The organism is Planctomycetota bacterium (genome assembly GCA_016872555.1).
In the GTDB taxonomy this organism is placed as follows: Bacteria; Planctomycetota; Planctomycetia; order Pirellulales; family UBA1268; genus F1-20-MAGs016.
Map to the genome: position 1 here is coordinate 15,528 of VGZO01000033.1, position 12,320 is coordinate 27,847.

Annotated in this window: 8 protein-coding genes; 6 read left to right on the top strand and 2 right to left on the bottom strand. The window is 72.6% G+C overall.

The annotated features are described in order from the left end of the window. Positions 1 to 206: 206 nt before the first annotated feature. Genes FJ309_11710 through FJ309_11735 form a run of 6 tightly spaced genes read left to right on the top strand, consistent with a single transcriptional unit; the run spans position 207 to position 6,482 of the window. The gene (locus tag FJ309_11710; GenBank protein ID MBM3955261.1) at positions 207 to 542 is read left to right on the top strand and encodes a hypothetical protein; all 336 of its coding nucleotides are present in this window, start codon (positions 207 to 209) and stop codon (positions 540 to 542) included. Between the two features lie 6 nt (positions 543 to 548). Further along, positions 549 to 992, top strand: coding sequence for a hypothetical protein (locus tag FJ309_11715; GenBank protein MBM3955262.1), 444 nt, complete (start codon positions 549 to 551; stop codon positions 990 to 992). 28 nt (positions 993 to 1,020) lie between these two features. Next, positions 1,021 to 1,857 carry a purine-nucleoside phosphorylase gene (locus FJ309_11720; protein MBM3955263.1) on the top strand — a complete coding sequence of 279 codons (837 nt, stop codon included), beginning with the start codon at positions 1,021 to 1,023 and terminating at the stop codon, positions 1,855 to 1,857. A 13-nt stretch (positions 1,858 to 1,870) separates the two neighbouring features. Continuing rightward, positions 1,871 to 5,311, top strand: coding sequence for an isoleucine--tRNA ligase (locus tag FJ309_11725; GenBank protein ID MBM3955264.1), 3,441 nt, complete (start codon positions 1,871 to 1,873; stop codon positions 5,309 to 5,311). Beyond that, positions 5,308 to 5,907, top strand: a complete 600-nt coding sequence (locus FJ309_11730; GenBank protein MBM3955265.1) for a phosphoribosylglycinamide formyltransferase — start codon at positions 5,308 to 5,310, stop codon at positions 5,905 to 5,907. The genes FJ309_11725 and FJ309_11730 overlap by 4 nt, the downstream gene beginning before the upstream one ends. 53 nt (positions 5,908 to 5,960) lie before the next feature. Next, complete coding sequence (locus tag FJ309_11735) at positions 5,961 to 6,482, top strand: DinB family protein (GenBank protein MBM3955266.1); 522 nt, start codon at positions 5,961 to 5,963, stop codon at positions 6,480 to 6,482. Positions 6,483 to 6,503: 21 nt separating this feature from the next. Here the strand turns inward: FJ309_11735 and FJ309_11740 are convergent, their stop codons facing one another. Then, entirely contained in the window at positions 6,504 to 7,949 is a 1,446-nt protein-coding gene (locus FJ309_11740; GenBank protein MBM3955267.1) for a DUF1501 domain-containing protein, read from the bottom strand. 275 nt (positions 7,950 to 8,224) lie between these two features. Then, positions 8,225 to 12,277: a DUF1553 domain-containing protein gene (locus FJ309_11745; protein ID MBM3955268.1), complete on the bottom strand. Its 4,053-nt coding sequence runs from the start codon at positions 12,275 to 12,277 to the stop codon at positions 8,225 to 8,227. Positions 12,278 to 12,320: the final 43 nt, after the last annotated feature.

The following is a 12,320-nucleotide window of genomic DNA, read 5'->3' on the forward strand; positions in this document are numbered from 1 at the left end:
GACTGCCGCCCGCCTTGACGGCCCCCGCCCGACACGGTTTCCTAACTGGTCTTGGAAACGGTTCTCGGTGCCCTGTTCCGAGAGGCCGACGGCGGGAGCACGACCGGCGTCGGCCCGGCCGACCTCCAACCGCGTCCTGCGGCGTGTCACGTCATCCACGGCCTGCTCACGGTTCGGCGCCCGGTTCCTGTCAGCGGACTCCCCCAATGCTCTCGTCGATGATTCCATTTCCCGTCCGTCCGTCATCCACACCGGCGTGGACCGGTCCGTGCCCGACAGCGCTGCCCGCTCCCCGGCCGGCCGTGCAGCCGCTCCGGGCGGGAGACAACCCCGACGAAGAGGACGAGGACGACCTCGTCGACGACGAACCGCTCGCGCCGGACCAGCCGCTGGCCGACGAGGATTCCGCGTTCGAGGACTTCGACGACGAGTTCGACGACGACTTCGAGGAGGACGAGCACGACCCCGACTGGGACCACCCCGACGAGGGCGACGCGCCCCCGCCGCCCCCGCCGGCGAAGGGGCCGGGCAGGAAGAAGTGAGCCGGCATGGCAACCCCCGAGGAACAGCGCGGTGAATCGCGTCGCGGTCCACTTCCGCGGCCGGACCAGCGTTCACGCGGCGCCGAGGGGGCGTGGTTCGGTCGCCTCGGTCAGCTCGACTTCGACATCGACTTCCTCGAGCGTGTGATCGCCCGCAACGAGCGGGCGGTCGACGCCCTGCGGGCACTCGGCGAACTGGCCGCGCGCAAGGGGCTCACCGACAGGGCGGTCGAGATCGATCGTCAACTGGTGTGCTGCCTGCCACACGATCCGCTGGCCCGCTACAATCTCGGCTGCTCGCTGGCCGTCGCCGGCCGTGGCGACGAGGCGCTGGAGAGCCTCCGGACCGCGGTCGGGCTCGGCTACGCCGATCTCGACTTCATGCGCAACGATCCCGATCTGGCCTCGCTCCGCGACCGGCCGGAATTCCTCGGCCTTCTCCGGCCATAGCCCACCGCGCCGCGGGGGCCCGACACCGATGCTCGACCTGTACGACAAGATCACCGACGCCTGCGGGGCGATCGGCTCGCGCTGGCCAGGCCGACCGGCCGTCGGCATCATTCTCGGCAGCGGCCTGGGGGCGGTCGCCGAGGCGATGACCGACGCGGTGCGGATCCCGTACGAGGAGATCCCGCACTTCGCCCGCTCGACCGCGCACGGCCACGCCGGCCAACTGGTCTGCGGCCTGCTCGACGGCGTGCCGGTGGTGGTCATGGAGGGGCGGATGCACGCCTACGAGGGCTATCCCCTCGCCCAGATCACCTTCCCCGTCCGCGTCCTCCACCGGCTCGGGGCGGGGCTGTTGATCGTGACCAACGCCTGCGGCGGTCTCAATCCGCAGTTCCGCACCGGCGACATCATGGTGATCGAGGACCACATCAACCTGATGAACGACAATCCGCTCGTCGGGATCAACGACGAGCGTCTCGGTCCGCGCTTCCCCGACATGTCGGCCCCCTACACGCCGCGGCTGATCGATGCGGCGCTGGGCGTGGCGCGGCGCGGCGATTTCGTCGCCCACCGCGGTGTGTACGTCGCCGTCACCGGCCCGAACCTCGAGACCCGGGCGGAGTACCGGTTTCTCCGCGGGATCGGCGCCGACGTCGTCGGCATGTCGACCGTGCCCGAGGTGATCGTCGCGGTTCACGCCGGCCTCGAGGTCCTCGGCCTGTCGGTGGTCACCGACATGTGCCTCCCCGACGCGCTGGAGGTGGCGACGGTGGAGCGGATCCTCGCCGTCGCCCGCGGGGCGGAGCCCAAGCTCCGGGCGATCATCGGCGCTGCGGTCCAGTCCGCCGGCGCGGCCCGCCCCTAGGAGGCCGCCGCGCATGGCTCCGTTCGCCGCGGTCGGCGGCCGCCCCGATTTTCCCGCCCTCGAGCGCTCGATCCTCGAATTCTGGAAGGGTGCCGACGTCTACCGGCGCTCCCTCGAGCAGCGCCGCGGCGCGCCTCGCTTCGTGTTCTACGAAGGGCCGCCGACCGCCAATGGCATGCCCCATCCGGGCCACTGCCTGACCCGCACCATCAAGGACCTCTACCCGCGCTACCGGACGATGCGCGGCCAACTCTGCGAGCGCAAGGCGGGCTGGGACACCCACGGCCTGCCGGTCGAGGTCGAGGTCTGCAAGGCGCTCGGGATCCACTCGAAGGCCGAGATCGAGGCGTTCGGTGTCGAGCCGTTCATCCACCGCTGCCAGGAGAGCGTGTGGCGCTACATGCGCGAGTGGGAATCGACCACGGAGCGGATCGGCTTCTGGCTCGACCTCTCGAGTGCCTACGTCACCTACCACAAGGCGTACGTCGAGAGCGTCTGGTGGGCGCTGGCCGACCTCTTCGAGCGCGGCCTCCTGTACCGCGGCCACAAGATCGTCTGGTGGTGGGCGCAGGGGGGCACGGCGTTGTCGGCGGGCGAGGTCGGCCAGGGCTACAAGGAGGTCGCCGACCCGAGCGTGTACGTCGCCCTGCCGCTGCTCGACGCCGCCGGCCGGCCGACGGCGCGGAGCATCGTTGCCTGGACGACGACGCCGTGGACGCTGCCGGCCAACCAGTTCGCCGCCGTGAAGCCCGACCTCGACTACGCCGTGCTCCGCGCCGCCGGAGCCGCTGACGGCCCCGAATACGTCGTCGCCGCGACGCTGGCCGGGGCACTCGTCGAGAAGCTCAAGCAGCCGTTCGACACCGTCGCCACCCTCCGCGGCAGCGACCTGGTGGGGCGCTCGTACCGTCCGCCGTTCGACACCTTTCGTCCCACCGACGGGCCCGCCCCGGCCGCGCTCGCCACCGGCGGCACGCAGGCACCGGCCTGGCGGGTGGTGGCGGCCGATTTCGTGACGGTCGACTCGGGCACGGGAATCGTCCACGTCGCGCCGGCGTTCGGCGAGGTCGACTACGGCGTGCTCGTCGCGGAGCGGGGGCGGTTCCGCGACGGTGCCGCCGTCGAACTGCTCTGCCCGGTGGCCCCCGACGGCACGTTCACCGACGCCTTCCCGCTCGGAGCGGGCCGGTTCGTCAAGGTGGTCGACCGCGACATCGTCCGCGACCTCAAGGGGCGCGGCCTGCTCGTCCACCAGGAGCAGTACGTCCACGACTATCCGTTCTGCTGGCGCGCCGACGACGACCCGCTCCTCCAGTACCCGCGCGAGAGCTGGTTCATCCGCACGTCGCGGTTCCGCGAGGCGATGCTCGCCAACAACGCCCGGATCGACTGGCTCCCCGAGCACATCCGCGACGGCCGGTTCGGCAACTTCCTCGAGTCGAACGTCGATTGGGCGCTGTCGCGCGAGCGCTACTGGGGCACGCCGCTGCCGATCTGGGTCTGCGAGGCCACCGGGCGCGCCGAGGCGCTGCCCTCCTACGCGGCGCTCCTCGCCAAGCCGGGTGTCGCCGGGACCGAGCTCTTCGACCGCGCCAAGGCGGCCGACCCGTCGCTGTGCGAGGATCTCCGCGTCCACAAGCCGTACATCGACGCGGTCACCTACGACTCGCCGTTCGCCCCCGGCAGCCGGATGCGGCGCGTGTCCGAGGTCATCGACTGCTGGTTCGATTCCGGCGCCATGCCGTTCGCGCAGTGGGGCTGGCCGCACACCGGCGCTGCCGAGTTCGCCGGCCAGTTTCCCGCCGATTTCATCTCCGAGGCGATCGACCAGACGCGCGGCTGGTTCTACAGCCAGCTGGCGATCAGCACACTCCTGTTCGGCGGCTCCGGGCCGGCCACGCTGCCCGCGGGTGTCGCCGCCCCGCCGGCAGACTGGCCGCACCCGTTCCGGACCTGCATCGTCCTCGGGCTGATGCTCGGCGAGGACGGGCAGAAGATGAGCAAGAGCAAGCGGAACTACAAGGAACCGGCGGTGATCTTCGACGCCTACGGCGCCGATGCCCTGCGCTGGTACTTCCTCGCCGCCCAGCCCCCCTGGTCGACGATCCGCTACAGCGAGAAGGCGATCCGCGAGAGCGTGCCCGAGTTCCTCCTCCGCCTCTGGAACGTCTGGTCGTTCTTCACGATCTACGCCCGGATCGACGGCTTCGACCCTGCGGCCCTCCTCGACGATCCCGGGCGGCTCGAACACGACGACCTCGCCCGCGCCCGCGGCTGGCGCCCGGCCGGGGAGCGCTGCGAGCTCGACCGCTGGATGCTCGCCGAGCTCGCCGACACCGTCGCCGAGGTCATCGAGCGGATGGACGCCTTCGACCACTTCGCGGCCGCCGGGAGGATCTCGGCCCTGGTCGACGGCCTGAGCAACTGGTTCGTGCGGCGCAGCCGCGACCGCTTCTGGTCGGCCGGCCGGGCCGACCTCTCCGCCGACGGGAATCCCGACAAGCTCGACGCCTACTGGACGCTCTACGAGGCGCTCCTCACGGTGGCCCGGCTGGCGGCGCCGTTCGTGCCCTTCCTCACCGAGGCGATCTGGCGGAACCTCGCCGTCGGCCCGTTCGGCGGCCGGGTCCCCGACAGCGTCCACCTCACCGACTACCCCGCCGCCGACAGCCGGCTCGTCGACCGCGATCTCGTCCGCCGAATGGCGCTGGTCCGCGACGTCTCGTCGCTCGGCCGGGCCGCCCGTGCAGGCGCCCGGCTCAAGGTCCGCCAGCCGCTGTCGAAGGTCGAGGTGATCCTCGCCGACGACCGCGCCACCGACGCCGCCTGGCTCTCCTCGCACGCCGACCTCGTCCGCGACGAGCTCAACGTCAAGCAGTTCGAGGTCTGCCGCGATCCCGATCGCTACATCACCCGCTCCGTCCTCCCCGACCTCAAGCGCCTCGGACCGCGCCTCGGAAAGGACCTGCCGCGCGTGAAGGCGGCGTTGGCCGCCGCCGACGTCCCGGCGCTGCTCGCCGAGGTCCAGCGCGCGGGGCGCGCGACGCTGCCGCTGGCCGGGGGCGGCAGCGCCGAGCTGGAGCGCGACGACCTGGTGATCCGGACCACGGCGCGCGAGGGCTGGGCGGCGGCCGAGAGCGCCAGCGCCGTCGTCGTCGTGGCGACGGAGCTGGCACCCGAGCTGGTCGCCGAAGGGCTCGTGCGCGAGGTCGTGCACCTCGTCCAGGCGGCGCGGAAGACGCTCGATCTGGAGTTCACGCAGCGGATCGTCCTCGGTCTGGAGACGGCGTCGCCGGAGCTCGCCGCGGCCCTCGCCGCGCACCGCAGCACCATCGACGCCGAGACGCTCGCGGTCGCCGGCCCCCTCGCCGGTGCCCACCGCGAGGAGCACGACGTCGACGGCCACGCGCTGGTGATCACGCTGCGCCCGTTGCCGGCCGGAGCGGAGCCATGAGCACCGCCGGGGAGCGGCCGCGCCTCGCCGTGCTCGTGTCCGGGTCCGGCCGGTCGCTGGCCAACCTCCTCGAGTGCTCCGCGGCCGGTTCACTACCGGCGCGGGTCGTGCTCGTCGTCGCCAGCCGGCCGGGGCTCGGCGCCGAGGCGGTCGCCCGCCGGCACGGCGTCGAGGTCGCGGTCATCCCGCGCGACGGTGCTCTGGCCCGGGACTGGAGCGCGCGGGTATTTGGCGCCTGCCGTGATGCCGGGGCGACGCTGGTCGTCATGGCCGGCTGGCTCCACCTCCTGCCGATTCCCGCCGACTTCGCCAGCCGCACGATCAACATCCATCCGGCGCTCCTCCCCGCCTTCGGTGGCAAGGGCTTCCACGGCCTCCATGTCCACCGCGCCGTCCTCGCCCGCGGCTGCACCGTGTCGGGGTGCACGGTCCACCTCGTCGACGACGAATACGACCATGGGCGGATCCTCGTGCAGCGCACGGTCCCCGTTCTCGCCGACGACACGCCTGAGTCGCTCGCCGCCCGGGTGTTCGCCGCGGAATGCCGTGCCCTCCCCGAGGCGATCGGCCGGTTCGCCGCCGGGAGCCTGCCCTGATCGATCGCGTCCCCGTCCCTCGTGTCCGTCTTCCACTTTTCCTGGAGAGAGCCATGTCGCGCAGCCACGGAAACTGCATCGCCGATTCGCTTCAACTGTCGCTCGGCTACGCCGACCGCCTCCTCGCCGGCATCGGCGCCGACCGCTTCGCCCGGTTCGCGGCGGCAGGGCCGACGACGGTGGAGTCGAACCACCCGGCATTCGTCCTCGGGCACCTTGCCATCTACACGCCGCGGATCGTCGCCCTGCTCGGCGGCACGCCGACCCCGATGCCGGAGCGGTTCACGGCTGTGTTCTCCAAGGACGAGAAGTGCGTCGACGACACCGCGGGCACCGAATATCCGCCAATGGCCGAGGTGGTGGAGGTGTTTCGCCGCGGCTGCACCGAGGCGATCGCCGCGCTCCGCGCCGCCCCCGACGAGGTCCTGCAGCAGGCCAATCCGATGAAGGGGCAGATGGCGGAACTGTTTCCGTCGATCGGGTCGCTGACCGGGTTCCTTGCCGGCGGCCACATGATGATGCACCTCGGCCAGATCAGCGCCTGGCGGCGCATCGAAGGGCTCGGCGCGGCCTGACCGGCAACGCCGGCACCGTGATCAGGCGACGATCCCGCGGATCACCGAGCCGTGGACATCGGTGAGCCGGTAGTCACGGCCGCCCCAACGATACGTCAATTCCTCGTGGTCGACGCCGAGGAGATGGAGGACCGTCGCCCACAGGTCGTAGATCGAGCACGGCGACTCGACGACGCGGTAGCCGAAATCGTCGGTCACCCCGTGAATCGTGCCCCCCTTCACGCCACCGCCGGCCAGCCACACGGAGAACGCCATCGGATTGTGGTCGCGGCCGTTCGACCCTTGCGAAAACGGCGTCCGGCCGAACTCACCGGCCCAGACCACGAGCGTCTCGTCAAGGAGGCCGCGGTCGCGGAGGTCGCCGAGCAGCGCGGCGATCGGCTGATCGACCTGCAGCGCCATCGCCGCGTGCCCCTTCTCGAGGTCGCCGTGCTGGTCCCAGGGATTGCCGGCGCCGCCGGCGCCGATGTTTTGCGTCAGGCAGGAGAGTTCGATGAACCGGACGCCGCGTTCGACGAGCCGCCGTGCCAGCACGCACTGCCGCGCGTAGGCCGCCGTCGGGGCGTTCGGCGAATCGACGCCGTAGCGCGACAGCGTCGCGGCCGACTCCCCCGACAACTCGCACAGTGCCGGCACCGCCGCCTGCATCCGGAACGCCGTCTCGGCATTGGCGATCGCCGCCTCCACCGCCGCAGGTGCGCCGGTCGCGGTGAGGTAGCCCCGGTCGAGCGCGGCCACCGCGTCGAGCCGCCGCCGCTGGAGGTCGGCCGCACCTGCGGGGGTGATGTTGCGGATCGCCTCGGCCGCGTCGGCCTTGAGGATCGAGGCCTGGTGCTGCCCCGGCAGGAAGGCGTTGCTGAACAGGCCGACGCCGCCGTGCGGCACCGCCGCGCCGCCGCTCTGGAGGACGACATACGCCGGCAGGTCGGCGTTTTCACTGCCCAGCCCGTACGACACCCACGCCCCGGCCCCCGGGAATCCGAGGAATGGAAACCCCGTGTGCATGAGGAAGTTGGCCTGGGCGTGCTCGCTGACCGGCGTCGTCATCGAGCGGACCACGGCGAGCTCGTCGGCCATTTTCCCGATCCAGGGAAACATGCTGCTGACCGGGATCCCGGACGCGCCGTGGCGGGTGAACGAAAACGGGCTGCGCATCACGCGGCCGTTGTCGTTGAACATCGTCCGCTCGACCTTCATCGGCGGCGGCTTGCCGTGGTCGACGTCGAGGCGCGGCTTGGGGTCGAACGAGTCGAGGTGCGACACGCCCCCCGACATGTAGCAGAAGATCACGTGCCGGGCCCGGGCCGGATGGTGCGTCTGCGGCAGCGCCGCGCCGGCAGGCAGCGGCGCTGCGGTACCCGAGCGGCCGAGCAGGCCGGCGAGCGCGACACTGCCGAAGCCGATCGACGCCTCGGCCAGGAGGCGCCGCCGCGGGGGAAGCATCACTGAGTCGATCGATCCGGTCATGGATGTGCTCTCCCTTGTGTCTCTCACAGAACCTCTCGACAGCCCGGACTCCTCGGTTTGTCGAATTCTCTCAGGCAGCGGTAGAGGGTAAACGTCGGGGCTGCCCACGCCCCGTCGCCGGACGCTCACTTCAGCCCTCCGGGCTTCCGCTCGCTCGCAGACGACTGCGCTTCGCCATCCATGGCTCCGCTGGTCGCCTGAACGCCGGCTCTCGGGGCATGGGCAGCCCCTCCGCGTTTGTCGAAGGGGAATCGAACATCGCCGAAGAGAAATGATTACCGCAGGTAGATGAACTCCTTGCAGAGGAATAGCGCGCCAGCCACCTCGGCCCATACGACCCGCTCCTCGTCGGCCACCGGAGCGATTGCCCGCCGCTGCCCCTCGGCCTCGTCGATCTCCGCCACGAGCGCCCGGGCCCGGGCGCCATCGTCGGCCGGGAGTGCCGCGATCAGCGCCTCGCGCGACCGGCTCCCGGCGGCGGCGGCGAGCGTCGCCACCTCGTCGGCCGAAAGGGCTCGGTCGTGGAGCGTGGCCCGGAGGATCCGGCCCGACAGCAGCCGATTGCCACCGGCGGGCAGGTGGCGGAGGCCGAACGAGACGACGGTCGAGCCGGCGGGAAACTCGACCGGCGCCGACGTCCGGTAGGGTGCGCCGTAGGGGACGCCGTCCCGGTAGCCGCGGACGGTGCCGTCGTCATCCCAGCAGATCGCCACATGGACCGGGCGCGCCGCGGCCTCGGTTTCGCGCGGCCCGCCGAACGGCCGGGTCCGCGCGAAGACGTTGCTTCCGGCGAGCCACTCCCCTGGCTGCTGCTCGCCGAACACGATCGCGTCGAACACGGCGCCGTCCGCCGACTGGATCGACATTACCCCGCCGCCACGCTGGTCGAGCGAATCGAGGCAGACGAGTGCCGCGAGCGTCCGGGCCCGGATCGACCGGGGAAGCGGGGCGGTCGTGGCATACCCGGAACCGGCGAGCGACAGCGCCCCGTCGCCAACGGCAGCGCCGCCGTGGAGCGTCACGGTCGGCCCGCCAGCGAGGGCGTCGCTACCGGCGGTGAAGTCCCAGGCAAAGAGCGCCGGTGGCGGCACTGCCTCTGGCGCGGTCGCCCGAGCCGGCGCGTCGGCGAGGAGTCGGTCGAGTGCCTGCCGCGCGGCCATAACGCGGCCGTCGAGCTCGGCCAGGCGGCGCTGCCGCGCCGCGACCTCGTCGCGCGCCGCGGCGACGAGCTGGCGAAGCTCGTCGCGCTCCGCCGGGAGGCTCGCGCGGCCGAGGGCCTCGCGGACCATGGCGTCGAGACGGTCGTCGGCCGTTCCACCCGGGGTGGCGGCGATCACCCGGGCGGCAAACGCCTCCGCCAGCCCGCCGACCTGAGGATCGTTGAGCAGCGCCAGCGCCTGGGCGGGCACGTTGGTCACGTCGCGGGCGCCGGTGGCACTGGCCGGCTCGGGGAAGTCGAACACCCGGAGCAGAGGGTCGATCGCGTTGCGGGCCACGCGCACATACAGGCTTCGGCGCGCGGCGGAACCGTCGGTGGGCGGGCCATGGACCGTGCGGTCGAGCGTGCCGGCGCAGGCCAGCAGGGCGTCGCGGATCGGCTCCGCCTCGAGCCGCCGGACGGCGGCCCGCGCCCAGAGGCGGTTGTCGGGGTCGAGCGCCAGGCTCGCCGATGGCGCCGCCGAGTCGAGGCGCCACGCCCGCGCGGTCACGACATGCCGCACCAGCGCCTTCAGCGACCAGCCCCCCTGCTCGAGGCGCACCGCGAGGTGATCGAGGAGCTGCGGATGGGTCGGCGGCTGCCCGAGATGGCCGAGGTTGTCGGGGGTGGCGGCGATTCCCCGGCCCCAGAGGTGGTGCCAGATGCGGTTGGCCAGCACGCGTCGCGGCAGCGGATTGCCTGGCGCGAGCAGGTCGGCTGCCACCTCCAGCCGTCCGCTACCGGCGGTCACCGGCGTGGCCGTGCCGAACAGCGCCGGGAAGCCGCGCGGCACGGCATCTTCGGGAGTACGGTGGTCACCGCGCCGGTAGAGCGGATGGTCGAGCCCCGCGGTCTCCTCGGGCGCCGGCACGCGCGGCTGGCTCGGCACGAGCGCCTCGAGGCGGCGCTGCTCGGCGACGAGGCCCGCCGCCGCGCCGAGGTGGGCGAGCCGGTTTTCGAGCAGCCCCTGCGCCAGTGCCGCGTCGATCAGCAGGGCATCGCGGTCGGTCGCCCGCCCGCCGCCCCAGGCGGTGATCGCGTCGCCGAGTGCGGCCACCAGCGCCGTCCGGTAGCCGGTCGGGTCGGTGGCACCCGCGCGCGTTGCCACCGTGGCACGCGGCTCGTCGGGCAGCAGCGGCGCGGGGGATCCACGCGGCACGATCCGCACCTCGCGGAGCGCGAACCACGACCGCTCCGCGGCGTTGGGCGCCGGCAACACCGCGTCGCGCGCCGTCGCCAGCTCGACATGGATCCGATCGCCGTCCCAGTAGGTGAGGTCGAAGCGGTGCCATTTCCACTCCGGGGTCAGCCCGGCGATCGGGTACACCGGCCCGCTGCGGGGATAGTCCTCGACGACGTAGCGCACCGTCGCGCCACCGCCGCCAGCCGCGAGGACCCACAGTTCCCGCTCGCCGGTGACCCCGATCACCGGCGAGCAGGCGCGGCCGCCATGCTTCGAGGAGATCGCCTGGGTGACGACGGCCCGCGGCAGGACGCGGTCGATCGCCCGCTCCCCCTCGACGGCCACGTCGAACCGGCCGGCGACGGGCGCCGCCGCCATGTCGACAAGGCCGCTGCCGACCCCCGTCCAGGCCCGCCGGTCGGCCTCGATCGCCATGTCCCAGCGGACGATCGGCTCGGGCGCGGCGCCGGCCGGCTGTGCCACGGGAAGCGCCGCGCGGAACGCCGCGGTGTCCGTCCCGTCGGCGCCGGCGCGGTGGAGCGGGTGGAGGAGGAGCCGCGGCTCGGTGGCCGCGGCGACGAGTGGATCGAACGACGCGAGCCGATTCGTGAGGTCGCCGAGCGAGGCCTGCCACCGGTCGGCAAGCGCCTTGCGGAGCGGTGGCGCCACGTCGAGGATCGCCGCACGGCTCACCTGGGCGCTGTCCGGCGGCCCGGCCTCGCGCCGGCCGGGGCGGCTCGAGGCGATCACGCCGGCCAGGGCGTAGTAGTCGCGCTGGCTGATCGGGTCGAACTTGTGGTCATGGCAGCGGGCGCAGGAGACGGTCAGGCCGAGAAAGGCCTTGGTAAAGGCGGCGATCTGGTCGTCGACGAACCGCATCTTCTCCTCGAGCGGATCGGTCGGCGAGTAGCCGTGGAACACCATCCGCCAGTGGGCGGTGAGCAGCGCCGAATCGTCGATCGTGCCCGACGGATCGAGGCGCGGATCGGGCACGAGGTCGCCGGCGACGTGCTCGCGGATCAGGCGGTCGAGCGGCACGTCGGCATTGAGGGCGCGCACCAGTGCGTCGCGGTAGAGGTGGGTGTTGACGATCTCCGGATCCCCCTCGGAGCCGTGCGTGTCGGCGTAGCGGATCCAGTCCATCCAGTGCCGGGCCCAGCGCTCGCCGAAGTGGGGGCTGGCGAGGAGCCGGTCGACGAGCGCCTCGAAGCCTCCCGGCGATGCGAGGCGCGCGGTCCACTCCGCCGCTTCGTCGGCAGTCGGCGGCAGGCCGACGAGCGTGAAAAACAGCCGCCTGACGAGCACCTCGGGCGGGGCCTCGGCGGCCGGCTCGACGCCCGCCTCCCGCCACCGCGCGGCGAGAAACCGGTCGACGGCGTGGGTGCCGAATCGCCCGGCGCCGGCCGGGACTTCGGGCTCGACGAGCGGTTGGAAGCTCCACCACGCCATCCGCCGCCCGCGGACGGCTTCCCAGGACGTTTCCGCCTCGAGCTCGACACGGCTCGGCGGGGTGTCGCGGGGATCGACCGCCCCCGCCGCGATCCAGCGCTCGACGTCGGCGATCGCCTCGGCAGACAGCCGCCCCGAATCCTTGGGCATCTTCAGCCCGTCGACCTCGTGGCGGAGCACGCGCACAAGCAGGCTCGCCGCCGGGTCACCGGGCACGATCGCGGGACCCGAGTCCCCCCCGGCAAGGAGACCGGCACGCGAATCGAGTGCCAGGCCCCCCTCGGCGGCGTTCGCCGCGTTGTGGCAGGCGTAGCAGCGATCGACGAGCAGCGGCCGGATCCGCGACTCGAACAGCTCCTGCCCGTCGGGCTGGGCTGCGGCCGGGACCGCCGCCAGCAGGAACGGGGCGATCAGCACCGCCAGCCCCGGCCGGCGTGACCACCGCCCGGCGACGGGCCCCGGGACCAGCCGGTGGTGCTCGCGGCTGCGCCTGTCCATCGAGCGTGTCCCCTGGGGATCCGGTCGTCGGCTGAGCCGAAAG